Source organism: Paenibacillus sp. V4I5 (assembly GCF_030817255.1).
GTDB lineage: Bacteria > Bacillota > Bacilli > Paenibacillales > NBRC-103111 > Paenibacillus_E.
The window spans coordinates 673929-698048 of record NZ_JAUSZB010000002.1; the positions used below are offsets into that span (position 1 = coordinate 673929).

Sequence of the window (24120 nt, forward strand, 5' to 3'; positions counted from 1 at the left end):
CTGGACAACGGAAAGTTTCTGTTTATTAAAACATTCTCCCGTAACTTCAACGAGGCTGCCGTTTTAATCCCGCAGCAGCCTCGTCTTGATGTTATGGAGCTATCGTTTCCGTTAGTTGAATGGTCAAGTTTGTATAATTCGTTTTACAACAGTTTTTAACTTCGTTTCCAAGTCCTCACTGAGTTCGTTATAGAACTGATTGTCTAGCGTTTCAAATAATTCAAATAAGTGATCGTGTTCTCCATCATTCCATGAATTAATTACTTCATTTCTTTCATCAATATTTTGGGGTGTTTTGCCATTTGGAAATAATAAATTCACTTTTTTTAATTGGTCAACTACTTGTGAGGCGTTAATTTTATACAGGTCTTCCAATGTATCTTCCATTGTATCAGCACCAGAATTGTAATAAAAACTAATGATTCCACCGTCGCTGATACTATCAATGACACCTCTTACGTTGTACCAAATTCTTTCATCAGTGGTCAAATTACTATAGCTTTCCTTATCAAGTTTTTCAAATAACTTTTGCCAATGCGGTTGCCAATCTTCATACTGTAATAAGACCATTAAAGCCCCTCTTTTCATTTAAGTTACATATAATTTCAATAAATATTTCCATCTACCTTCTTTAAGAATTCTGCTCGTTAGCGGAGCAAAGAGCCACCTCTTGGCAGCCCTTATTGATTGAACTTTCGTTCTGCATGATCCCAAAAGTTACAAACAATATAAAATGAGCAAGATCATTCAAGATTATCATCCTTTCTTTCTTTTTCCATGGTATATTCAGCACTCAACAATGGGAAAGAGATCAGAGTTTCAACAGGTACTTGAGCTAATTCTAATTGTTATAGCAAGAAGTACAGAAGTATTTCTAAACTCAATATTTTTTTCAAACACTCACCTTCACTTCTATAAAATTGCTCTTTTATTGAACTATAGTTTCCGTTAGTTCAACCATTTACCTTAATGGATACATCTGAAATTGTTATAGTAGTTCATATTTCCGTTTTGAGTTCTTCTAAAGAATTACACGGTTTTATTATGCCTCATCTTTAAAATGGCCAAAAAGACTCTTGTAGAGCGTTATCCCAAAAGTTTCCTCTTGGTTGACATTGATTTTCCTAGCCCTAGTTTTTTACGTGCCGCTGAAAAGTGGGACTAGTATAGTGTACTCCTTGATCTGAATGAATAAAGGCTCCTTCTGCAAACTTTAATCGTCTATTTTTCTTTAATTCTATCAATGTATCCGTAGCTAAATCTAGCGTATGTCCATTTGAAACGTTATAAGCCAATATTTCATTCGTTGAACTATCCTTAATAGTGGACAAATAAGTCTTTTGTCCCTTTCCGCAATATAAATAAGTAATGTCAGTAAGTAGTACCTTACCTGGGATATCTTGTTTGAATTCTCGGTTTAGTAAATTTGATAGGGACGAGTGTTCTTGGGTAGCTTTCAACATTTTTTTATAAGGGTTGCTCTTCTAGTAGGGCATTTACTTTCCAAAATTTCTTTTTTACATTTTCTTAACTGATTGATTACTGGAGTTTTACAAAACTCAGGTTTTTCTTTAACAATTGCCATTTAAACTATTACTAGATTTAAAAAATTATTGGTGAGGAGACATGTACTTTATGAGTAGTCAAACATCTAATAATGGCATGAATAGGAGAGATTTCTTAAAAGCGGGAGGAATGGGCACACTTGCTCTTACCCTTGGATCGACTGGAGTATTAGCACTCGGTTCAAAAACATCTGCGGATACAACCAATAATCCAACCAGCGGCTTTGGCGGGTATGGTCCTTTAGTACCGGATCCAAACGGTATTCTTGATCTTCCAGAGGGTTTTCATTACAAAATTATTTCCGAAGAGGGTGGTCAGCTGACAAACGGCGAAAAAATCCCTGGAGCCTTTGATGGAATGGCAGCTTTTGAAGGACCTAACCATACAACCATTCTTGTTCGCAATCATGAATTAGGGACAAGCGGAGCCAATCCGGTAGTTGGAATCAACCCTTATAATCCTGCCGCTATAGGTGGTACAACAGCTATAGTTGTTGGTCCAAATCGAGAAGTCATCAAAGAATATGTAACCTCTTCAGGTACAATCCGAAATTGTGCCGGAGGAGCGACACCTTGGGGTACCTGGCTGACTTGTGAAGAAACACGTTCCGCGACACATGGATACGTATTCGAAGTGGACCCGCAGCAGCCGGAGAACGAAATGTCCAGAACCCCAATCAAGGATATGGGACGCTTTTCTCATGAAGCCTGCGCGATTGACCCAGCGACAGGATTTGTATACTTAACCGAGGATGCTAGCCCAAGTTACCTATACCGTTTTATCCCAAATGACAAGAGCCAAAATCCGGGTGCGTTACAAAAAGGCGGAAAGCTTTATGCGGCAGCGATTGAAGCGGTAACTGATCCAGCAGCAAGCACATTTAAAACAGGACAAAAATTTCAGATTGTTTGGAAGGAACTAGATCCTCATCTCTGCCGCGAGGATGCCAAGGCACAAGGCTGTATTGAATTCAGTAGACTAGAGGGAGCGTTCTTCCAAGCGGGTGTCTTCTGGTTCGATGACACCTCTGCCGGTGACAAAAAACTTGGACGCGTTTACCGCTATTTCCCAGCAACCAATACCTTGGAGCTTTTCTATGAGGGAAGGGATGCAAATGACATGGAATATCCAGATAATATTTGCATGACTCCGTGGGGCGACCTTTGGTTTGCAGAAGATGGTTCAGGTGATGATCGAATTATGGGGATTACACCAGAAGGCAAAATCTATCCTTTTGCCCACAACCGTCTAAGTGGATCTGAATTGGCAGGACCTATCTTCTCACCTGACGGAAACACTCTTTTTGTCAATATTCAAAGCCCGGGCAAAACCTTTGCTATCTGGGGACCGTTCCAACGCAGAAACTCTGCGCGCGCAAGGGAAATGTCTTATGCTGCTCCTGCGAAGCATTTTGCACCGCAAGTTTCGGACAAACTGGCTCAAGTTGCCGAGAGTCAAGGGATGTCAATTCTAGAAGCTGCAGCATTTGAGCGCCACGGAGTGAAGATGATTTAAACTGTTTTACAGGATTCAATTAAAAAAAGAGTAAGCCAATACTTTGTATGGTTTACATCTTTTCTTTTTACTAATTTCATTTAAAAGTAAATGGCTGGGAGAGTTTCATAGAAAACCCCCAGACCTCTTTTTATACTTCTGCTTTAAATACAGCTGTCTCGTCGGTTATACCACCTGTCAGTACCACAATCGTCATTGTAAAAACGGTTTACTATATTTTATAAAATCAGTGAAAAAACGTTTTATTTAAAAAGTAGATGTTGTGTCTGAAAAAATAGAATCTGCTTCTTAATAAAATTTTAAGTCATTGCGCTGTTTAATGTACAGCTACAGTTTTTCTTTCTGATACTTTTCAAAGTCTATTTCGGGCTGGTTTATGTTAAGTGAAGCATATTTTATAGAAGATGTTTTTGTTTCCGCGTGAAATGATAATGTATTGTAACCGATAAGATAAACAATATAATGGTTCCCGTCAGTATCTAATTTGTCTGTATTCGGTTTACCGAGCATATTAATTACATCTGTTAGTGAATATGGTAATACATTCCCAGATATTTCCATTCTATACGCTCGTTCATTTTGATTGTCCAGCTTTAGGTAATGGTACTGGTAATTTTTCCAACGGTAAGCCTTGTCATTAGGTTCAAAGCCCAATATTCTTCTCTCTTGCGGTTCTCCCCATTTGGATTTTATATTGTCTAAATTGGTAGTTAGCCCAAACTCTATTCCTGGAATATATCCTTTTTTAACGTTTTCCAAAAATTCTGCATCCAGCGTTAAGGGCTTTTCTACTGGTTTTACAGTAACTTGCTGATCCAATGCTGTAGTCTTGATAATTTCGTTTGGTTCATTAATTGCATCAACTTTGCCTTCATAACATCCTGTAAGTAACAAACTTAGAGTACAAAAAAGTAATATACTAGATTTTAGTTTCATTTTTTCCCCTTATCTTCCTTTTCTACTGCTCGATTCTTTATTGATCAATTTCTAATTAGACGAATATATTGAGATATTGTTTCAAAATAATATTAATGTAATTTAGGCAGATTGTTATCCATTATCCTGCCCGTTAACATAATGAATCGGTATAAATAGTGATGACACTCTTGTTGTATTTTTAATTCCCGCTTTCCAATTGCTCATTCCATGCCATCAGTTCAGTGCAAACCGAATGGGAATGCACGAGTGTATTGATACATTATGATTGCTTCATAAACAGATACATCTATTTTACTTTAATTTCCGACAACTACTCCTTTCCGCGTCAAACTCAAAAAAAAAGAGTGAAATGACCCACTCTCCCCATGTGTGTATTCACTTGTATGATTCACTTAGTAGAGTCGTTTTGCCGTAGCCCGTCGGTTTTAGGACTAGAAAATGTTAATACCGAATAGTGAATTATGATATATTTTTGTTGTTTCGATGTAGTAGCGTTTAGGGGGTTGGGGGATAAATATTAAATTCCAGCATGTAACATAATAAACACTATTTATTAACATTCATAACGTGCTAAGCCGTAGCTCATAAAAATACTGCACAATTGGATGCTTTAACTTCATCTTCTCGGTCATGTTTAAAATTCGCTTTTTTCCAACTCTTCTGTCCACCAAAGCTAAAATATTCAATAAGATATCATTGCTCTCTAGGCTTTCCTCTATAGAAATAGATAAAAACTTATTTGCTACAACAATAAAATTAGATTTACTTAATGCTGACTGTTCTGATAAAAGCTCCTTTGCATATTCTGATATTTTTCTATTTCTTGCAATTACTTTGAGACGATCCTCCGGAACTATCCCCTTGGTATCTTTTCTGACAGCTTCAATTTCTTCATTGTTGATAGGAATTTGGATATCTGGATCATTCTTTATTTCCAGCTCCGTATGATACCATCTGATTAAGGTAGTTATATCACTCATATTGAGTACGTTCTTTTTATCTACCGCAATATAACAAAGTCCTGCTTTATCAGGTAAATAACGGTAGCTGGTTGCGCGGTATTCAAACCTTCCATATAGCGCAGGACAGAGAAAGCTTTCCAGAAGTTGTTTCAATTTGCTCCAGGCCATGTAATCCTCCTATTTAATGAGTGAACTTGCCATCTAACACCTCGAATTCCATAAAGGCTTCTATATCCTATTGAGGCAAGTCGTTCTATTATCCATAATACAATAACCAACACTTCGATCATAGTGAACCTCCCCCATTTACTTATAGCACAAGTTGAAATCGGGGCTTCTTACCATCAACATCCAACTCCTATAGAAGCGGGTTTGCCACGTCTATTCCTAAAACCCTTTATGGGGTGTCATCGAAACTGCCTAAGTTGGTGTTGAAAGAAAATAAAGTATTTAGACTGGATGAGTTGATCCCACGCGTCTTTTCGAATTACAATCTCGTCAGACTTCGTAAAAATAAGTATTAGACTGACCCCAATAAAAGAAACAGCTGCAGCATGGATGAGAAAATAAAGTCTAGACTGCCGCTGTTTTATTGCTATCGTTCTCCGTTAGTTGAATGATGAATGTGTTTTGAAGTATTGATATACTACCTTTATTCCATCCTCAATTTCTTCTTTTTCATAAGGAACTACTCCATATGCTACATAGACAAAAATTTTACGGCTGGAGTGTTGGTTTGTGCCTGACTAATTGCAAATCTACTGAATTCGGATAAGTCGTGTAAATAAAATGTCATTAAATTTTTCAATATTTCTTTCCTATCGGAATTTACCTTATCTATGAGTAACTCCATGTTTGGACAAGGATGCTTTCGTTCAAGCTTTCTTAACTCGTACAACCCCTCCGGTAGACGATAAAGATCATGCTCAAAAATTTCAAGATCCCGCATCTCTGTAAGATCGCGGATTCATTCAGGTAACTCAGTCAGCCGAATGCCCACTGATGTATATTCGCATTGGTTATCCCTTTGACTTGCTTGCCAAAGGAAGCGGTGAGCCTGCTCTGCGTAGGGTTCAGCGACCGAAGCTTAATCGTGGCCAAGTTGCATGCGTTTTGCGTAATGTTCAGCAGAAAATCAAACACGCCGCGCTGTTGATTAACCACCAGTCCCAACGTTGCGCTTAAAATGCCCGCCTCTTTGTACTTCAAGCTAGCTGCGGCCGTCATGGAAGTCGTTCCACCGATCGTTCGAAATAAACCCGGCATGATCATGCTCCTTTAGCACTTTGATGGTGTATACACCATCAAAGTGCTAAAGGAGTGTTCGGAGTGGACAAATACCTATGTCGTCGAAATTTCACATCCGGAAACAGCCAAGAAGGCTTAATTTACTGGCCCCTCTAGTTATTCCCCCACTCCAAGTCTATCGGTTCCGAATATGTTGTGGGAGATCACACATTATTCGTATTGAGGGAGTGATAGCTATGCCCGGACTGTTACGCACAGTCAACGGAACGACCACCCTTTTCGCAACGGCAAGCTTGAGATCCAAGCAAGCAGGCATTTTAAGCGCGAACATCGAATTGGTCACGAATGCCAGCCGCGGCGTCTCGGACTTCTTCCTGAACATCACGCAGAATGCATGCAACCTCGCAACGATCAAAATCCAATCGCTGACGCGCACAAGCAGCAGACTCACCGCTTCCTTCGGCAAACCAGTGAAGGGCGTCTCCGACGCCAACATCCTTCTCCAAGATAAGAACGGCAAGCTCACCGCTAGAGGATTCATTAATAAAAAAGCCATCGTTCCCATTAAATTTCATTGCGGCTGTCAAAACGGGTGCTCTTGCACGGGTACGAAAAAAGTACGATTCAAAGACGGCACAACGTTGAAGATCTCCATCGACAAATCGCTTGAGTTTGCCCTGAAGAGACTATTCACGAAGCTTGAGCGTGAACTAAAGAAGCTGATTCCACGTAGACGCAGAGGCGCTGCCGATCCCGATTGCAGAGCAAGATGTGTTCAGATTGGAAACAATTGCCGGGCTGCATGCGGCATCTTCGCTGCCTTATGCGCTCCGATCTGTTTCACCGCGCAGACGGTTTGTATCATACAGTGTGGTTTCTAAGTGGATTCGATGGCATAAAAAATACAGAGCAACGGTGGTTATCCCGCCATGCTCTGTATTCGCCCTTTGCAAGCTGCTATACGTTTTTCCGGTTATCTTCATCCCCTACCACACTTGCCTACCAGCGTATGCCGCTTCCGGTCTCCCGTACGTTACTTAAATGAACAAAAAAAGGGCTGCCGCAAGGCAAGCTCCTACACTATCGTTCTCCGTCCCTCGGTTTAGCTTGCTTAATGCATTTGCCCGTTAGTTAAGCTATTGCTCTGATTCAATCGTTTCCCATAACGAATCCTTTGAAATATTTATGTATTTCAATTGCTTCATACCATTGAGGAAATCGGGATTTTGACTGATCATACACATTCCTAAGTCCAAGATATGCAGGTTCTTAAGCCTCTCTAACTCGAGCGGTAGTTCCTGGATCGAGGTGTATTGAATCGTAAGCTGCTCCAGTTGCTCCAACTCCCCAATCTCCGGTGGGATGCGGTTTAGGCTGATCTCTTCTTTCGGCTTGACCGCCACCCGGGAGTCGGCCGATCCGAGCTCGCACACTGTATGCAAAGCTGCTTCAGATTCTTGAGCCTGGCAATGGATGCAGGAATACTCTCCAATTCAGCCGTCAGGATGCTTAAGCGTTCAAGCTTTCTTAACTCGAACAACCCCTCCGGTAGACGCTAAAGATCCTGCTCAAAAATTTCAAGATCCCGCATCTCTGTAAGATCGCGGATTCGTTTAGGTAACTCAGTCAGCCAATGCCCACTGATGTATAGCCAGTCGGATTTATGCTTTATGGCATCATCCAGTAGACGATAGTTCATCGAGCAAGACAAATACGATTAGCGTAATGGCTCGCCGTAAAATACATGAAAATGAAGATGTTTTGAGTCTTGGTATTTCCCCAAATTAGTCAGCACCCTGCATGCTCCATGCTCAGACAGCACCTGCGATGCCACCTTTTTAACGACGTCAATCAACTCAATTAAGAGCTCATTGTCGCTTTCTTCCAGTGTAAGAAGTGATGAGATATGCTTCTTAGGAATCGTAACAATGTGAACGGGATAAAAAGGCCGAGTGTGATGATATGCAAGAACGTTATCCGTCTCCAATACCTTTTGTACAGAAGTACGACCACTTAATACCTCATCGCAATAAAAATCCTCAGTCAAACATATCACCTCCGCCTCTCATTCTCCTTGTTTTAAAATTCGTAAAACTTTGACAGCATCCTGCCCGTTAGCGCAACAAAGCTGCCTATTATTTCGGCAGCCTCGTCGTGGTGTGTTTTTTGCGCTATCGTCCTCCGTTTAGCATAATCCCCTAATCACTACTTCGCCAAACAATTTTGGCCTATTAATTTCAAACTGATGAATTAGATCTCCGCCAAAGATACTTATTGTTTGTTCCCATGGATGCCCTAAATAACCCCATAAGAAATCTTTATTTATAAAGAGATAATAATCACCATCTGGATAAAAGGAAATTGTCCTCGGTGGACCCAAATGAGGATTGTAATGAAACGATTCAGTCTTCCAATCGGTCCTGTCCAGCGTAAGCTGTCACAACTGCCGTTCCAAATACAAGTTGCTGATGATCGGGAAGTGGTCGGATGCTTGCGTCTGAATAACGCGGGCATTCTCGCGTTCGCCGAGCTTTACGTCGCTGGAAGCCAAAATATAATCAATCGTGGTGTACGGGTTGATCGAATCAAAGGTAAACGCGTTTGGTTGGTCTGCGAATTGATTCTGAAGTTCCTTCGTGAATTTGGTCATTTCCGGAACATACGGTCTCGCGTTGAAGTCCCCCACGAGAATTTTCGGCCCGCTTCGCTTCGCCATAATGGCTAAGATTTCATTCGCATGGGTATTGCGCTGAACGGCATCCAGCCCCATATGAGTGGAATAGAAGCTTAGCTGAACCCCTTGAATGTCAATGGTCGTCTCGAGCACCCCGCGCTGCTCCTGGCCATAGCTCGTAAGCCAGTAGTTTTGATTCTGCACGATGGGGTACTTGCTCAAAACAGCTGTGCCATATTGTCTTCGAGGCTGCCCCGGTTGTGACGGCGGACGGTCCAGATTAGCCCCGTACGCGAACTGCATCCCAAGCATATCGGACAATCTTTGAATCGTATCTTCGTTGTTGCTGCGGCTGGAATAATAGCGGTCCACTTCCTGCAGTCCGACGATCTCCGCGCCGGACTGCCTAATGACATCGGCAATTCTTTCCAGACTGTAATTTTCAAACGGGTCGGCACCGTGATGAATGTTATACGACATCACTTTAATTGGAAAATGCAAGTCTGTTTTCTCCCCTGTGAAATGAACTCGATATTCTTTGGTGGTCAATCCGTCATCCGCGGTGGCCATCACATATATATGTGTGTCGTGAAGTACGGACTAGGGTGCCATTCACTTCGATATCTGCTTCCAGAAGCTCCCTTTTCTCGGTTCCCAAATTGGAGAGCGGTTGATTAAAGGATGAAACGATAGGATATTTACTTAGCTGGTTTTTTTATTACTTTTTGTAACGATCGTATGCGGCTTGGTAAATCTTCAAATATTCGTCGAGACCCATTTTCTTGATTGTATCGACAAACTTGTTCCAATCGGATAATGGAACTGCGCCGGTAATAAACTTGGTTGTCATTTCATCCACATATGCGGTAATATCGGTGTTCAACGCCTGCATTCTATCTGTTTCTTTGTCAGTGTAGCTGAATGCCGGCCAAACTTCCTTAGGCAGCTCCGCTGCAACTTTCTTCGCGGCTTCCAGAGATTCCGGCAAGCTTTCCGCTCCCTTGAAATATTTCTCTCTCACGATGCCCGGATAACCGCCGCCCGGCCAAGTCACGTATTTGACAAGAGCCTGTTCAAAGGTCAAGCCCTGCGGGTTCTTGTTAATTTCATCCGTATATTCGACGTTTCCATCCGGCTTTTCGATGTAGCTTTTGTCTTTGAAGCCCATGAAGAATAATTTGTTGCCTTCTTCGCTGAAGAAGTAATCCATCCAACGAACGGTCGCTTCCGGATTTTTGTTTTTGTTCGTAATTACGAACGCGCCTGGATTCGCAACGGCCGGACGGAATTCGGAGTGCAGTTTGTCGCCTCTTGGACCTGCAAGTGAAGGAGCGCCGAAATATCCGGTTTGCTTCATCAGAGTGAACGGGCTGCTTACGCGAATTGCGCCAAACACGCCTTCGGCCCCTTTGGCGAAAAATTTGTTTTGATCCTTTTCGTTTACCAGGATATCCTTATCGATCAACCCTTCGCTCCACAGCTTATTGAAATAAGTGAGCTGTTCCTTATAGCGGTCGTCTGTCGGAATAAAGCGCAGCTGGTTGTTCTCTCCCATGTCGACGAAAGAATGGCTTGATCCACGGTTTTGAAGGCCGAAGTATCCTTTGAAGTGGAGAAATATATCCTTCAGTTTAGGCGCGCTCAATGGAACTTCATCCTGCTTGCCGTTTTTGTTCAAATCGGTGGTTTTGACCGCTTTCAGATAGTTGTAAAATTCCTCGGTCGTGTTCGGTTCCTTCATCCCTAATGCATCAAGCCATTCCTTCTTCAGCCAAAGCTTGGCGCCCATACGAACAGACGGGAAATCAGGAGAGAGCATGTTCGGGAAGCTGTAGATGTTGCCGTCCGGCATCGTGATCGCCTTTTTAACTTCAGGATTTTGATCCATGATCTTCTTGAAGTTAGGCGCATGCTTGTCGATCAGGTCGTTCAGTTTGATTAACGCGCCTTGGCTGCCGTACTTCATTAAATCGTCGGTGTTAAATCTTCCCAGGTAAACCGCATCGGGGTAATCGCCGCCTGCCATCATCAAATTTCGCTTCTCCGTCAGCGCGTCAAAAGGTACGAGCTGGAAGTCTACATGAATGTTGGTCATTTTGGCGTATTCCTGCCACAGCATTGTTTCATTCCAATTGTTGGCCGTTGTTGGAGCTTTACCGGCCATCATCGTCAGCTTAATCGGCTCTTTCACAATCGGAAACCCGGTAGCACTAACCTTGTCGTTCCCGGCGGGAGCCGACGAGTTCTTATTGCCTGATCCGGCGTCGCCGTCCCCACAGCCTGTGACAAGTCCGGCGGATACCGCCGTTGTCAGGATCAAATATACCCATTTTTTCGATTTCATAGATAAACCTCCCTGTTTTTAATGAAACATGATTTATCCTTTAAGGGCTCCTATCATTACACCCTTAACGAAATACTTTTGTAAAAGCGGATATAGCAAAAGCACTGGCAAATTGGCGATTACGACGACGGCGTACTTGATGACTTCGACTTCCATGAGCTTCTTCGCTAGTGAATCATCAGCCATATCAATCATGGCCGCCATTTGCCCCTGAATTAATATTTCTCTCAGGATGAGCTGCAGCGGGTATTTGGCACGATCTGATAAATAGATCAAGGCGTTAAAGAACGCATTCCAGTGTCCGACCGCGTAGAACAGAATCATGACCGCAATGATTGGCATAGACAACGGCAGCACCACACGCAGTAAAATCCGGAAATTATTGCAGCCGTCTATCGAAGCTGCCTCTTGTATCTCGTGAGGAATGCTGCTTTGGAAAAACGTCCTCATGATGATCACGTTATATACCGAAATCGCATTCGGAATAATCAGCGCCCAAATGGTGTTGAGCATGCCCAGATTTTTCACCAGCAAATACGACGGAATCAATCCGCCGCTGAAAAAAATCGTAAATACGATAATAGCGGTAATAACGTAGCGTCCGCGGAAGTCCGGTCTCGATAGAGGATACGCTGCGCATATCGTTAGCACGAGGTTGATCGCCGTACCGACCAGGGTGTATACAATCGTATTCATGTACCCGGTCAATATCTCCTTATTTTGAAATACGCGCTCGTAACCGATAAAGTTGATACCCTTGGGTAGCAGCCAAAGCTGGCCTCTAGCTACCACGGAGGGTTCACTGATGGACGCGCTTAGTACAAACAAAAGAGGATACAAAACAATAACGGTAATTAGTACAAGCAATAGGGTATTAATGGTATCGAACACCCGGTCTCCCCGGCTATTATCCATGTGGTGTCCCCTCCATTACCATAGGCTGGTTTGATTCATTCGTTTGGCTGCAAAGTTCACGAGTATGAAAAGAATAAAGTTGATGATCGAGTTAAAAAGACCGATTGCTGCGGAGAAGCTGTACTGCGCCTGGATGATACCGCTTTTGTACACGTAAGTGGAAATGACTTCGGAGCTTTCTAAGTTAAGATCATTCTGCATGAGAAAAACTTTTTCGAAGCCAACACCCATGATCGATCCCATGTTTAGAATCAGCAATATGACAATCGTTGGCATAATCCCCGGCAAATTGACGTGCCAAATGCGCTGCAGCCGCGTAGCCCCGTCTACCTTGGCCGCTTCGTGAAGCTGAGGATCGATGCCTGCCAGCGCCGCAAGGTAAATGATTGAGCTCCACCCCATTTGTTGCCACACACCCGATCCGACGTAAATCGTTTTGAACCAAGCCGGCTCCGTAATAAACGAAATAGGCTGTCCTCCGAAAAGCACGATTAACTTATTGATCATGCCGGTTTCCGGAGCGAGAAACATAACGACTATGCCGACGAGCACAACCGTGGAAAGAAAATGCGGCGCATATGTAACCGTTTGCACTATTTTTTTGAAAAATATCCTCGATTGCTTTACTTCATTAATCATTAAAGCAAGAATGATAGGCACCGGGAACCCCACCACCAGCTGATATAAGCTGACTCCCAGCGTATTGGTAATGAGCCGCCAGAAGAAATAGCTGTCGAAGAAGCGCTCGAAATGCCTCATGCCTACCCATGAACTGCCCCATATTCCTTTGGTGGCGACAAAATTTTTGAAAGCGATTTGAACACCGTACATCGGAATATATTCAAAAATGATAAAGTAAGCTAGAACTGGGGAAATGAGCAAATATAGCTCCCAGTTTCTAAGGTAAGGCTTTAAGATCGTCCGCGTTCTCGATTTGGGCTGAACAACCTTTTGCGGCTGCAATGAAGTGTCCTGCAAAAACATTCACCTCTTCCTAAAGCACAGTATAGAACATATCGTACCCTTGTCTTCATCAGGGTGCTGGAAGATCAGTAATGCTTTACCTGTATCGTCTTGCCTTGCTCGACAGATTCATAAGCGGACCATGCCACCTCGGCGGCACGCAGTCCATCCAAGCCGGTGATGCTGGACTGGCGGTTTTCACGAATGCTGGCGATAAACTCCGCAACCAGAGCAGTGTTGGACTTATCGCCCCAGTTCACATTTTTATGTGAATTGGTTGATCCGTTTTCCCATAAGCTGCCCGCCTGCGCGAACGCGTCCAAGTGAATGGCGCCTTCCTTTCCAATGATCCTCATGGTTACGTCGCCCCAAGTGGAGAACGATTCAGGCCTTGACCAGCTCGTATCCAAAGTAGCGATTACGCCGTTATCAAAGATCATTGAAAAGCAGCCCGCAATCGTCGACCGGGATATCATGCAGGAGAGTATCGGCCTCTGCGTATACTTCTCTCACTTCACTCTGGAGGAACCATCTCATTAGGTCTACAACGTGGACCGTATGGTCGAGAACCGCACCGCCGCCGGACAGAGCCTTGTCGACAAACCAGCCTCCCGGCATTTTTCCGTGATTCGTTGCCGCAATGGCAACAATATCGCCGATATCGCCGGAGTCGATTTGGTGTTTGACTAATTTCACCGATTCGTTCTCACGTACGGGAAAGGCGGTTTGCAGCACGAGATTTTGCTTAGCGCACAAGTCAATCAGCTCACGGGCCTCCCCCCCATTTGTCGTGATCGGCTTTTCGACCAGAATGTGCTTTTTCGCTGTAGCCGCTGCGATGGCCAAAGGAAAGTGCTTTTTATTCTCGGAAGAGATGACGACCCCGTCGATCTGCTGCAAGAGCTGTTTATAGTCGGGGTAAAAGGTTGTGTTGAAGCGTTTGGCAGCTTCTTGTCCGCGCTGCGGGTCATCATCGAAAACTCCGGTAATTTCTACGCCTTCAATAGTCTGCAGCACCGCCGCATAGCTATTAGCATGGCCTATATGGGCGAAACTGATCATTCCGATCCTCAGCTTGTTCATCGATTGACAACCTCCAAATCGACCGGTTTGTTGCTCTGTGCGGAGTGCAATGCTGCGAGACCTATCTTAAGCGACTCCAAAGCTTCCTCGCCTGAGGTAAGTGGAACTTCCTTATTCTTTACGCAGTGAACAAAATGTTCCAGTTCAAGTGCATAAGGGCTTTTCGCGAGCGGGCTATCCGGCACGCCAGCTGCCGCTGTAGTGGCGCTGAACTGAACGACGGAATTTGATTTATCTCTATCGTATTGAACCATTCCTTTGGTGCCCGCGATCTCCAGTGAAGTCTGGAAAGGCGCGCCCTGCGGGTAAGCCCAGCTTGCTTCTACGTGCGCCATAACGCCACTCTCGAAGCGAATCAGCGTAAGCGAATGATCGAATTTTTCGTGTTTCCCGCCGAGCGTCCGGCTGAATACCCGGCGGACCGGCCCGAAGCACCAACGCAAATAGTCAATATCATGAATGGCGAGATCGATAATCGGTCCCCCGCTTCGCGCATAATCGCCGAACCAGGTTGACCATTTGGGAAATGCGCCGGAGCGGATCGTCCGAACAACGCCCGGCTTGCCTAGCCTCTCGGATTGCAGCAGCTCTCTCGCCGAGCGATATTCCGGGAAAAATCGAACGACGTGACCCACCATCAGTGTCACATCTGCCTTTTTGCAGGCTTCGATCATGGCCGTAGCGTCATCCACTGTAAGCGCAATAGGCTTCTCGCAGAAAACATGCTTGCCATATGCAGCTGCAAGCTCTACCGCCTCACGGTGAAGATCGGTGGGCAGACAAATATCGACTGCATCGATGTTTGCATTTTTCAACAAATCCTCCAGACTGCTGTATATATCGGCATTCCATCCGCCAGCAATCTTCTGCGCCTTTTCTGCGTCTACATCGCAAACCGCTTCAATGGTTACGTCAGTTAGCTGCCTATACGCCCGATGGTGCGTATTGCCCATCGTACCAGCTCCCACCAAGCCTATTTTAATCATGATGCGCCCTCTCCGTTCTGTCTCCCATTTCGAAACTGACATTTTGATAAAAATGGTTCAAGGCTAGCGACCCCGCGCCAATAATCCCGGCGTTTAAGCGGGTCAAACATTCCTCAATTTGTACGTGCTCTGAAAACACTCGCATGTTGCGTGTTTTCACTTGCTTTTTAACCTGATCGAACAAACGCTCGTTATTTAATGCAAGCTCACCTCCTATTAGAATTAACGAAGGATTAAACAAATGTACTAGAGTCACAATCCCTCTTCCCAGCATCTCTCCCACATAATCCATCAAGCGTAATGCATGGAACTCCCCCTCGTTGCTAAGCCGAGCGAGCTCCGCTAGTGAGGGAACATCCTCACTGCCAGTCCAGCTACGCCATTGGTCCATCAACATCTCGGCCCCAATCAGCTTCCCAAGGCACCCAATGTTGCCACAATGGCAAAGGGGACCGGATTCGTCAACGGAAATATGCCCGAATTCCCCGGCGCCTCCAGCACCTCCGGTAAACAAGTTACCTGAGAGAAACAGTCCAGCTCCAACCGCTTTGCCCACGTGAAGGTAAAGAAAATTCTGTACATTCTGGCTTCGGCCATAAAGAAATTCTCCATAGGCGGCTGCATTTGCATCGTTCTCCAATAGAGTCGGAACTTGAAAATGCCTCTCCAGCTCCTCTTTCAGCGACAAGTGGTTAATATTCAAGCTTGAGGCGGTTATGACCCTGCTCTTATTCGGATCGATGATGCCCGGTACGGCAATGCCAATACCAAGCAAGCGCGGACCTTGAATTTTCCGGACCATTTCGTGAATAACCTCAAGCAGGATCGCGATAAGGTCTCCTTGCTTGATGGCAGGAATCGGTTTAGTGATCAGGAATTCGGCATTCAGATTGAGGATGGCGGCACGGCTTTGCTCCAGATCTATGGCGACCACCATTCCGGCATCCTTTGCCAGCTCGACCAATATTGGCTTCCTTCCTCCACTGGAATCTCCCTTACCTACTTCTTTTACGAAACCAATGGCAATGAAATGATCGACGATCACTGTTGCCGTGCTCGGGCTTAACCGCAAATCCTTTGCTAATTGGGAACGGGACAAAGGCCCTTTCTCCCGAATGGCATTAAATATCAATGCCTGGTTAATTTCTTTCATTAGCTGGAGATTCCCGGTCCGAGCCATTTCCGTATTCATCAATAAATTAGCCCCTTCCCCTTCACAGTTACTTTTTCCAATGAACAAATTAAGTATTTTAAAGATATTCAATGAATTTTTGAAAATTCCTTCACACATTATTCGAATTTTATAATATATTTTGAAAATTATAAAAATTTGAAATAACGTCATCAACCATGGTGATAGTCACGGAGATGGACGAGTCGCGGCTCCCGTAATTACCTGTCGCCGTGTGGATGCCGTCAACATAGGTAGATTCTTTACCTATTTTGAACTCGAACCACTGTAACCGGCATTCGAGGGAAACGGCGATTGCCTGACTGCCATATCCTTCGTCGAGCATGATGCCATGACAAAAGACAAGGAAATCCCTAAGATCGTCGTTACTTTAATCCTTTTGCTCAGCTTAGTCATAATCAATACCCTCTCCTTTCCTTGCGAATTGGGCTTTCTAGGGTGTATCCTGTTGGAGCATCCCACTTTCACGAGAAAAGCTCATCCTTGTAGTGTTCTGCGAGATCTCAGCGCGGCAGGCAAACATCCTTGCGTACGAGAACCGGAAGACCTCCACTGATGAAGAAGAAAGAACTTGATCCCATTAAATATAAAAGCCGCGATTTACGCGACTATTAATGAGAATATGTTCTTGTCACCCTACATCTAATGACACAAAACTCCCTGCATTTTTGACACAAATATCCATACATTTTCCCCATTGCTGCTGCTACTTTTTTTTGGATCATAATTCATGGATCTTCTTCTTCGTGCCCATTACTCGTTATTCATTCTACATCGTGTTGATGTCGATCACGAAGCGATACCGGACATCGGAAGCTAATACGCGCGCCCAAGCTTCATCAATCTGCTTAGCAGCAATAACCTCAATCTCAGGAGCAATGTGGTGTTCAGCGCAGAAATCAAGCATTTCCTGCGTTTCGCGAATGCCGCCGATCATTGAGCCGGCAAACGACCGACGCTGAAGGATAAGCGGAAATACGTTAACCTCCATCGGCTCGGCTGGGGCACCGACATTGACCAGTGTACCGTCCAGCGCCAGCAACGAAAGGTAGGCACTAATATCAATCTTCGCGCTTACTGTATTGACGATAAGGTCGAACGAACCCGCCAATGTCTTAAACGTCTCTGGATCGTTCGTGGCATAATATTGGTCCGCACCAAGACGCAAACCGTCTACTTTCTTCTTCAGGCTCTGTGATAAAACCGTAACCTCTGCCCCCATGGCATGAGCGAGCTTTACTGCCATATGGCCAAGCCCACCAAATCCAACAACGGCTACCTTCTTGCCAGGGCCAGCTCCCCAGTGGCGCAGCGGCGAGTACGTTGTAATACCGGCGCACAGCAGCGGAGCGGCAACGTCAAGCCCAAGGCTGTCAGGAATTCGGACCACGAATTCTTCGGTTACGACGATATGAGTGGAATAACCGCCCTGCGTATATTGCCCGTACCTATCGATCGCGGCGTAGGTGCCGGTATTTCCACTGAGGCAATACTGTTCATCTCCCTTACGGCAGTGTTCACATTCTCTGCAGGAGTCAACCATGCAGCCTACCCCTACTCGGTCGCCAACGGCATACTTTGTAACTTCCGAACCAACCTGGATGACTATTCCGGCAATCTCGTGCCCTGGAACGAGAGGATAGTTTACCGGTCCCCACTCGCCGCGGGCTGTATGGATGTCAGAGTGGCAAATACCTGCGTACTTAATTTCAATAAGGACATCATGCGGCTCAAGATCCCTGCGCTCAATCGTGGTCAGTTTGAACGGACCCTCTGGGCTGAATACAGCACGTGCATTAGCAATTATCATCGTATTACCTCCTACAATTCATGAACTATTTGTTATTTCATTCGTATTGGTTAGATTTGTTTAAAAAATAGAGGAATTCCTTATCTTGAAACTTGTCGAGTGGGAGTAAACATGTAGTTTCTTAGTAAAATGGTTATAAAACTCAATACTAATGATAGTAGTCCCACTAATACGACATATTGTGTACCCATTTCCTCTATAAATAACCCACCTACAGCAGCACCAAATGTTACCCCTAAGTTAGCAGATGTTAAAAATAGTCCATTAGCAAAATCAGGTGCTTCAGGAGCCGAAGACATCATCAAATATTGATTCATATTCGCCCCTATACCAGCTAATATACCCCAGATTAAAGTAATGATCGCCATTGGTAGGCTAAACTGTCCTGTGAAGAATAATATGGTGTAAACAGCTCCTAATATAAAAGGAAAAGATACGACAGATTTGCTAGCATTATTAGTGAGTAGCTTTCCTGCGACTACGTTTCCAATAATATTGGCACCACCGTATATAAACAACATTGAACTAATTGTATTCGAAGACATATTCGTAACAGTTTTCAGATACTCAGCAAGATAACTATAAACTCCAAATATTGCTGAGTTGATTAAAAGAATAGCCACGATGGAAAGCCATGTAATTGGTTTTTTTAATACGGATAATTGTGCTCCGTAAGAAAGTCTTTCCTCAACAGGTATAGATGGTACAAATAGTAATGTAGCAATGAATACCATAATATTTACAGCAGCAAAGAATACCATCGCCATTTGTAAAGTAGTTACACTTGCAATGAAACTGGCGATTGGTACACCGATTACCATTCCGGCAGATACTCCAATAAAAACTTTTGAAACAGCTTTTGGAGCTTCTTCTTTATTAACCGAGGCCGCAGCTACAGTAAATGCCAATGAACAATAAACTGGATGAAAAATCCCTGGTATTACACGAGCAATTAATGCAACAGTAAAGCTAGATGTAAATATGGAGACTATATTCCCCAGAACGAAAACACCAAGTACCAGTAACATGACCTTCTTCCGATTCATACCCGAAAACAATAATGGCAAGATTGGACCAGACACTGCAACTGCAAGGGCAAAAGAACTTACCAACCATCCTGCAGTGGATACACTCACATTAAAGTGATCAGAGATGGAAGGCAATAATCCAATAACCCCCATTTCGGTATTTAAAATGCCGAAGACTCCTACGGTTAAAATGAAAATCAACAAATTATTGCGTTTAACCAAAATACACCTCGATTTATGTCCAAATAGGCTATTATAAATGTCTTCTTCTTAGCACATTGATCCCAGCTAGTGTCGGCTTTCTTTGATGTAGCACATATGTCTATATATTAAACATGTATAGGACTTCTTCAATTGTTAATTACGCTTAATCTGTCAAGTATTGAACATTCACATTAAAAGTGTTAATTATTGTGCTTCAACCACCTTAAAAAACGCTAATCAGTCATTTTTTCGTTGATGGCTACCTTCTGCTTCCGCATAAATATTAACGAATAATGAGTCCCGCCGATATAGATTCCCATGATCTCTAGTTGATCTCTAATAAAACTTAAAAGAGAACCATTACCGCCCCAACCAAAAGGATTATATATAAATAGCTTGGAACCCATATTCCCCTTAACGGAAGCTTCCACACCATAGATAACAATTAACACCACAAGTATACGTAGGATAATGAGGCGTTGGCGATTTTCAGCAGTTATTCCTGTCATTTTTCGTACCGTTTGAATGATTCTTCCCCAGGATATTCCAATATGAACAGCCATAAGAATAAATCCCCAGTATGCAGATAGAACATGAGTCTGTCTAGCGAGCATATCATCATTGGTAGAAATAGAGTCGAATAGATCACGGGATATAGGCACGGCACTAATCAGCGCCATAGTCATAGTCATCAGAAATAACAGATTTATCGCTATACCGATAATTCGCTATACATTGTACTTGCCTTTAAGGATCGCCTTATACCAGCGCCGGTTTAAGATATTGTGGACAATAAACAAGATAAACAGGAATACTCCGACTATTTCGTGGGCCCGATTTCCAGTAATCGAATAAGCCATTGCGACTATCGTGAAAATCAGCATCATAAAATCAATGACAAGCTTACGTGAAATCATTAACTTCCTGGCCTGCGTGGCAGGAGATACAGCTTGGAATGCTGCGCTGTTCATTTACCGACCTGTCGGGATTGAATGCTTGATAACGCCAATCCCCGTTTTTCTCCCCTGAGGGCTCATCGTTCCAGTCGTTGCGCTTTTCCGCTACGAGAGTTTCATCAAGCTTTCCATCTTTATATATCACAAGAGTGAGTACTGTTCCATCAGGAAAAGGCTCTCCGTTTTTCGCAGCCTCAATCGCTTCCCGACTTGTATATAGCGGTTCTGTGATATTTCCTCGCTTTATAGTTGAATAGAGAATACCATCCTCGTAATTTCCAGGAAATTTAACAGGATTATCATAATTTTTTTGATAGTTCTCGACTTTAGCTTCCAGCTGTCCAGTCATGCTCATCATGTCATTATTTTTGCTTCCACATGAGGTGACTACTAAAATTGGCACTAATCCGAGAACAAGCCAAAATATTCTTTTCACCGTTTTCCCTCCTTCGAAACATCATTTTTTTCAAATGAAGCTTTTTTCTATGCAGCAAGTGCTTACAACTGCCGCCAACTTACTAATGAATTGTTTGAAATGTCTAATGAGCGTGCTAATCCTCCTTTCTTGGTCGTTGAAAACATAACCAATAGTAGACCTTGATGTATTATTAAACATTCGTCTATAATTATATACGTGTATGGGGAGCACGCAATGGTTAAGTTGGTGTGTTTTGTCAATTATTAGAGGCAAGCACACAGTTGCACGATTATAGTTTATTAACGTTAATTAATATAGAAAGTTTGGTGAATTTTGATGCCGAAAGTTGATCGAAGAATTAAAAAATCCCAACAAGCATTAAAGAAAGCGGTTCTTGAATTGATGGCTGAAAAAAACTTTGACGACATTACTATTCAAGATCTGTCGGACCGAGCGGATGTAAGCCGTGGGACCATTTACCTTCATTACATGGATAAATATGATCTGCTTGATAAGCTGATTGAAGGACACATAGACGAAATGAGAGAAATGTGCGTTGACCATGCGGACATGGATCATATTGAATGTTCTTTCATTTGCACCGAATACTTAGATAATAATTATGATTTCTTCGCCACGATGTTAGCGAGTAAGGGAGCTCCTTATTTTCATAAGCGATTCATGGACTATCAGATCGAAGAGTTTGTTAAAGACATAGATGTTACAAATGGAATAAACAAGGGATTCGATAGGGATGTTACTGTACGTTTTATTGCATCTGCTTACGTAGGTGTAGTGGAATGGTGGTTTAAGAATGACCGACCAATCCCCCACCAAGAATTAGCCAAGCAGTTAGGGGAATTGATAGAGAGGAATGTGTAGACCCATCAAGTACACAGCATAAATATTACAAACTGTTAGGCAGCCTTGCTCCTGAACTCCATCGGAATGAGGCCGTCTAATTTTGCTTGTCTTTCTGGATTATTCGATGCCTTCTACAAAGGGATAAACCAGCAAAGTATAACCATCCAGGATTTTATATTTTGTCGCACATTTTTGAATAAGGAAATTTAAATTCAACTGCTAAGCCTGTCTTCTGACCCATCCTAAAACGTACTTCTCTGTTACACTCCTTCACCCTTTCTTCTAAATTCAACAAACCAAAGCCCATCTTAATGGAACTTAAATAGTTGCGTTAACCTGCCAGTTCAATCATTAGGTATCCTTTCCAGCTATTTCTATATCCACCTCATTCACTCCCAACCATCTGTCGTGAATGAGATAAAGTTCTTGTCAAAATCGGGAATGGGATAAAGTTGATTGATGAATGAATGAATGAATGAATGATTGAATCCAATCCACATCAACACACCTCTATATTGCTTCTTCGCTCTGATGGGAATGAGAAAAGCATCATCGAATGATGATGCTTTTCTGGTTACTTAATGCACTAACGTTGGGTTATGGAAAACGGCTCTTGACTCCAATCTTCTTAACCACATTTCTACTAATTGTGTACCTTCTATTAGTTCGATATTAAGTCCTTCTGCGTAGTCACGTGCTTTTTCTGTAAAACTGCTGGTTGTTACTACATAACCACCTTTTGCACCTTGTTTTATCATCTGAGAGTGGATTATTGCTATTGGTTCATATTTTAAAGGTTTGTCATAACACTTAACTTGTCCAAGGTATAAACCGTCTTCCCGATACTCTTCAATATCAACACCAAAATCTCCAGATTTTTTTGTGACATAGGTTCGACTATCGTGTATGTGTTCCATAATTTCTGCTACAAAATACTCAAAATCAAAAGGGTCTTCTTTATCAGGATTATCCTCATCCTTCTTAAACCTCTGGTAAATACCATGTTTTAACGTATCACGTAATTCGTGATTGATTTTCAACATTCCGATAATGTTTTCACGTTCTTGGTTTAACTTTTCTCGGAAATAATAATACATCATTGGTATTAAGCTTATTACTAGCACAACAACTACGGTCTGAAAACTCATAAACATCCCTCCATCCATACATTATTGACAAAAAGTAAGATCAAAAAACTCTAACTTAAACTACAATAAAGATAAGATGGGGAATCGCATCACTTACCCTCATGCAACATTAAAGTCAGAAAGATAAAATACTTCCAACTTATGTCCACCAAAGTCCTCACACTCAATTTCCCATTTTTGAAGTACTTACTACCCCAGTCTTTTTCTTTAAGTGGTGCTAGGTCCCTCCATCCCATTTTCCAAGAATCCAGTGCGTCGAGAATAGCCTCATCATAAGCAAGATCAACTGCGTTAGCGATCCTTTTCGGGAGACCATCGGGGCCTTGTTCGATTTCACGAAAGCCAACGCCATCACGATAATATTCAACAATGGCTTTTCCTTTCTCCTGCTGCCCCCTCCGCTATCTCAAGTCGACTTTAGCTGTTAGCTCTGTCTCGAATTTTGCTTCTAGCCTAGCTAGTCTTTCACCGTCAATAAATTCGTTTGCCATGTTTCTCCTACCTCTACAAAGTTAAAAGAGCCTATTTCTAGGCTCCGTTCATGCAAGAATTAAATTAAATTACTGACTTCAAAACTACACAATGGTATAATTTTCCTATTAATTATAGGGAGATGATGATATTATGCCTGATGACATCCAGCTCTATATTCCAGTAAAAAAAGAATCTGTTGAAAAATCCTTTAATACACTCGGCGACTTAACAGAAGACGACACCAATGAAGAACTTGTTCCCTTTACTCAAGAAATCGTTGAAAAAATCGCAGCCAAGTTTACCAACTTTGAATTAAATAATCTTCAAGTATCTGTGAGTGCAAAAATAGGATCAGGCAACGCATTAAAATGGGTTGTAAGTCTAGAAGGCACTGGTGGACTTGTTCTTAACTTTAAAAAATTGTAGAGTTAACTACCTTCGGGTAGTTTTTTTGTATTACTTAACAGTGTGAATCTAATAGGGCCTATCCATCCTTTCGAGAAATACATTGCGTCATCCCCATCAAAAGGTCAAAGTACTCCACAATGAATCTACAGGAGTAGTAAATCTTACTCTTGAACTAATTACAAGAAAGCGATAATGAGGGTTTGTTAAGATTTGCAAAATCTTAAAGGTTTAGTCCATTTTCATCCAAAAGTTTTCCTAAGAGTAAACCCTTCACCTTTTCAGGCATGGAAGCAAAACCGGTTCGCATTCCCCTTTTGTGAAGCAAAAGTAGTTGCAATCAAAATAAAGCCCTGAGTACCTGGCTTCGACCCTCAGCTGCTCCGTGATGTCGTGTAAAACATTTGGCTATTAATACAAAATATA

Annotated in this window: 25 protein-coding genes and 1 pseudogene; 4 read left to right on the plus strand and 22 right to left on the minus strand. The window is 42.9% G+C overall.

The window, feature by feature from the left end:
- Positions 1-123 precede the first annotated feature (123 nt).
- Both QFZ78_RS05070 and QFZ78_RS38410 read right to left on the minus strand, forming a co-directional pair.
- A complete protein-coding gene (locus tag QFZ78_RS05070; RefSeq protein WP_307545951.1) occupies positions 124-570 on the minus strand; it encodes a DMP19 family protein in 447 nt (148 codons plus the stop codon).
- 396 nt (positions 571-966) lie between these two features.
- Positions 967-1484 (minus strand): annotated as a pseudogene (locus tag QFZ78_RS38410) (DDE-type integrase/transposase/recombinase); the annotation flags it as partial.
- A gap of 151 nt (positions 1485-1635) precedes the next feature.
- Between QFZ78_RS38410 and QFZ78_RS05075 the strand changes: the two are divergent.
- Complete coding sequence (locus QFZ78_RS05075; protein WP_307545952.1) at positions 1636-3081, plus strand: alkaline phosphatase PhoX; 1446 nt, start codon at positions 1636-1638, stop codon at positions 3079-3081.
- Positions 3082-3408: 327 nt separating this feature from the next.
- Here QFZ78_RS05075 and QFZ78_RS05080 read toward each other — a convergent pair whose 3' ends face one another.
- From QFZ78_RS05080 to QFZ78_RS05090, 3 genes are all read right to left on the minus strand, one after another.
- The gene (locus QFZ78_RS05080; protein ID WP_307545953.1) at positions 3409-4017 is read right to left on the minus strand and encodes a DUF4309 domain-containing protein; all 609 of its coding nucleotides are present in this window, start codon (positions 4015-4017) and stop codon (positions 3409-3411) included.
- Positions 4018-4580: 563 nt separating this feature from the next.
- Positions 4581-5150: an SF0329 family protein gene (locus QFZ78_RS05085; protein WP_047680329.1), complete on the minus strand. Its 570-nt coding sequence runs from the start codon at positions 5148-5150 to the stop codon at positions 4581-4583.
- 816 nt (positions 5151-5966) lie between these two features.
- Positions 5967-6248 carry a hypothetical protein gene (locus QFZ78_RS05090; protein WP_307545954.1) on the minus strand — a complete coding sequence of 94 codons (282 nt, stop codon included), beginning with the start codon at positions 6246-6248 and terminating at the stop codon, positions 5967-5969.
- Between the two features lie 218 nt (positions 6249-6466).
- On the opposite strand from QFZ78_RS05090, the gene QFZ78_RS05095 reads away from it, so the two are divergent.
- A complete protein-coding gene (locus QFZ78_RS05095; protein ID WP_307545955.1) occupies positions 6467-7111 on the plus strand; it encodes a hypothetical protein in 645 nt (214 codons plus the stop codon).
- 255 nt (positions 7112-7366) lie between these two features.
- Here QFZ78_RS05095 and QFZ78_RS05100 read toward each other — a convergent pair whose 3' ends face one another.
- The 16 genes from QFZ78_RS05100 to QFZ78_RS05175 all read right to left on the minus strand — a co-directional run bounded on the left by QFZ78_RS05100 (position 7367) and on the right by QFZ78_RS05175 (position 20821).
- Positions 7367-7663, minus strand: coding sequence for a hypothetical protein (locus QFZ78_RS05100; protein WP_307545956.1), 297 nt, complete (start codon positions 7661-7663; stop codon positions 7367-7369).
- A gap of 284 nt (positions 7664-7947) precedes the next feature.
- Positions 7948-8277: an HIT domain-containing protein gene (locus QFZ78_RS05105; RefSeq protein WP_307545957.1), complete on the minus strand. Its 330-nt coding sequence runs from the start codon at positions 8275-8277 to the stop codon at positions 7948-7950.
- Positions 8278-8415: 138 nt separating this feature from the next.
- Complete coding sequence (locus QFZ78_RS05110; protein WP_307555496.1) at positions 8416-8658, minus strand: DUF2716 domain-containing protein; 243 nt, start codon at positions 8656-8658, stop codon at positions 8416-8418.
- A 9-nt stretch (positions 8659-8667) separates the two neighbouring features.
- Positions 8668-9405, minus strand: coding sequence for an endonuclease/exonuclease/phosphatase family protein (locus tag QFZ78_RS05115; RefSeq protein WP_307545958.1), 738 nt, complete (start codon positions 9403-9405; stop codon positions 8668-8670).
- Positions 9406-9622: 217 nt separating this feature from the next.
- The gene (locus QFZ78_RS05120) at positions 9623-11248 is read right to left on the minus strand and encodes an extracellular solute-binding protein (protein ID WP_307545959.1); all 1626 of its coding nucleotides are present in this window, start codon (positions 11246-11248) and stop codon (positions 9623-9625) included.
- A 33-nt stretch (positions 11249-11281) separates the two neighbouring features.
- The gene (locus QFZ78_RS05125; protein WP_307545960.1) at positions 11282-12163 is read right to left on the minus strand and encodes a carbohydrate ABC transporter permease; all 882 of its coding nucleotides are present in this window, start codon (positions 12161-12163) and stop codon (positions 11282-11284) included.
- Positions 12164-12178: 15 nt separating this feature from the next.
- Positions 12179-13147 carry an ABC transporter permease gene (locus tag QFZ78_RS05130; RefSeq protein WP_307545961.1) on the minus strand — a complete coding sequence of 323 codons (969 nt, stop codon included), beginning with the start codon at positions 13145-13147 and terminating at the stop codon, positions 12179-12181.
- Between the two features lie 65 nt (positions 13148-13212).
- Positions 13213-13566, minus strand: a complete 354-nt coding sequence (locus tag QFZ78_RS05135) for a Gfo/Idh/MocA family oxidoreductase (protein WP_307545962.1) — start codon at positions 13564-13566, stop codon at positions 13213-13215.
- Positions 13556-14143, minus strand: a complete 588-nt coding sequence (locus tag QFZ78_RS05140; protein ID WP_307545963.1) for a Gfo/Idh/MocA family protein — start codon at positions 14141-14143, stop codon at positions 13556-13558. The genes QFZ78_RS05135 and QFZ78_RS05140 overlap by 11 nt, the downstream gene beginning before the upstream one ends.
- Before the next feature lie 62 nt (positions 14144-14205).
- On the minus strand, positions 14206-15195 hold the full coding sequence (locus tag QFZ78_RS05145; protein ID WP_307545964.1) for a Gfo/Idh/MocA family protein: 990 nt from the start codon (positions 15193-15195) through the stop codon (positions 14206-14208).
- Positions 15188-16387 (minus strand): ROK family transcriptional regulator, encoded by a 1200-nt coding sequence (locus QFZ78_RS05150; protein ID WP_307545965.1) that lies wholly within the window; start codon positions 16385-16387, stop codon positions 15188-15190. The genes QFZ78_RS05145 and QFZ78_RS05150 overlap by 8 nt, the downstream gene beginning before the upstream one ends.
- 246 nt (positions 16388-16633) lie before the next feature.
- A complete protein-coding gene (locus QFZ78_RS05155; protein ID WP_307545966.1) occupies positions 16634-16783 on the minus strand; it encodes a hypothetical protein in 150 nt (49 codons plus the stop codon).
- Between the two features lie 373 nt (positions 16784-17156).
- Complete coding sequence (locus QFZ78_RS05160; RefSeq protein WP_307545967.1) at positions 17157-18197, minus strand: NAD(P)-dependent alcohol dehydrogenase; 1041 nt, start codon at positions 18195-18197, stop codon at positions 17157-17159.
- Between the two features lie 80 nt (positions 18198-18277).
- Positions 18278-19447 (minus strand): MFS transporter, encoded by a 1170-nt coding sequence (locus QFZ78_RS05165; RefSeq protein WP_307545968.1) that lies wholly within the window; start codon positions 19445-19447, stop codon positions 18278-18280.
- A gap of 215 nt (positions 19448-19662) precedes the next feature.
- Positions 19663-19992: a hypothetical protein gene (locus tag QFZ78_RS05170; protein WP_483874718.1), complete on the minus strand. Its 330-nt coding sequence runs from the start codon at positions 19990-19992 to the stop codon at positions 19663-19665.
- 340 nt (positions 19993-20332) lie between these two features.
- Complete coding sequence (locus QFZ78_RS05175) at positions 20333-20821, minus strand: cytochrome P460 family protein (protein ID WP_307545969.1); 489 nt, start codon at positions 20819-20821, stop codon at positions 20333-20335.
- A gap of 318 nt (positions 20822-21139) precedes the next feature.
- Here QFZ78_RS05175 and QFZ78_RS05180 point away from each other — a divergent pair, with 318 nt between their 5' ends.
- Complete coding sequence (locus QFZ78_RS05180) at positions 21140-21685, plus strand: TetR/AcrR family transcriptional regulator (protein WP_307545970.1); 546 nt, start codon at positions 21140-21142, stop codon at positions 21683-21685.
- Positions 21686-22245: 560 nt separating this feature from the next.
- Here the strand turns inward: QFZ78_RS05180 and QFZ78_RS05185 are convergent.
- Positions 22246-22815, minus strand: a complete 570-nt coding sequence (locus QFZ78_RS05185; RefSeq protein ID WP_307545971.1) for a restriction endonuclease — start codon at positions 22813-22815, stop codon at positions 22246-22248.
- Positions 22816-23439: 624 nt separating this feature from the next.
- Between QFZ78_RS05185 and QFZ78_RS05190 the strand changes: the two genes are divergently transcribed.
- A complete protein-coding gene (locus QFZ78_RS05190; RefSeq protein WP_307545972.1) occupies positions 23440-23715 on the plus strand; it encodes a hypothetical protein in 276 nt (91 codons plus the stop codon).
- Positions 23716-24120: the final 405 nt, after the last annotated feature.

Coding starts and splice junctions, on each gene's coding strand:
- QFZ78_RS05070 (WP_307545951.1), bottom strand. CDS start 570: ATGGTCTTATTACAGTATGAAGATTGGCAACCGCATTGGCAAAAGTTA.
- QFZ78_RS05075 (WP_307545952.1), top strand. CDS start 1,636: ATGAGTAGTCAAACATCTAATAATGGCATGAATAGGAGAGATTTCTTA.
- QFZ78_RS05080 (WP_307545953.1), bottom strand. CDS start 4,017: ATGAAACTAAAATCTAGTATATTACTTTTTTGTACTCTAAGTTTGTTA.
- QFZ78_RS05085 (WP_047680329.1), bottom strand. CDS start 5,150: ATGGCCTGGAGCAAATTGAAACAACTTCTGGAAAGCTTTCTCTGTCCT.
- QFZ78_RS05090 (WP_307545954.1), bottom strand. CDS start 6,248: ATGCCGGGTTTATTTCGAACGATCGGTGGAACGACTTCCATGACGGCC.
- QFZ78_RS05095 (WP_307545955.1), top strand. CDS start 6,467: ATGCCCGGACTGTTACGCACAGTCAACGGAACGACCACCCTTTTCGCA.
- QFZ78_RS05120 (WP_307545959.1), bottom strand. CDS start 11,248: ATGAAATCGAAAAAATGGGTATATTTGATCCTGACAACGGCGGTATCC.
- QFZ78_RS05125 (WP_307545960.1), bottom strand. CDS start 12,163: ATGGATAATAGCCGGGGAGACCGGGTGTTCGATACCATTAATACCCTA.
- QFZ78_RS05130 (WP_307545961.1), bottom strand. CDS start 13,147: ATGTTTTTGCAGGACACTTCATTGCAGCCGCAAAAGGTTGTTCAGCCC.
- QFZ78_RS05135 (WP_307545962.1), bottom strand. CDS start 13,566: ATGATCTTTGATAACGGCGTAATCGCTACTTTGGATACGAGCTGGTCA.
- QFZ78_RS05145 (WP_307545964.1), bottom strand. CDS start 15,195: ATGATTAAAATAGGCTTGGTGGGAGCTGGTACGATGGGCAATACGCAC.
- QFZ78_RS05150 (WP_307545965.1), bottom strand. CDS start 16,387: ATGAATACGGAAATGGCTCGGACCGGGAATCTCCAGCTAATGAAAGAA.
- QFZ78_RS05155 (WP_307545966.1), bottom strand. CDS start 16,783: ATGACTAAGCTGAGCAAAAGGATTAAAGTAACGACGATCTTAGGGATT.
- QFZ78_RS05160 (WP_307545967.1), bottom strand. CDS start 18,197: ATGATAATTGCTAATGCACGTGCTGTATTCAGCCCAGAGGGTCCGTTC.
- QFZ78_RS05170 (WP_483874718.1), bottom strand. CDS start 19,992: ATGGCTGTTCATATTGGAATATCCTGGGGAAGAATCATTCAAACGGTA.
- QFZ78_RS05180 (WP_307545970.1), top strand. CDS start 21,140: ATGCCGAAAGTTGATCGAAGAATTAAAAAATCCCAACAAGCATTAAAG.
- QFZ78_RS05185 (WP_307545971.1), bottom strand. CDS start 22,815: ATGAGTTTTCAGACCGTAGTTGTTGTGCTAGTAATAAGCTTAATACCA.
- QFZ78_RS05190 (WP_307545972.1), top strand. CDS start 23,440: ATGCCTGATGACATCCAGCTCTATATTCCAGTAAAAAAAGAATCTGTT.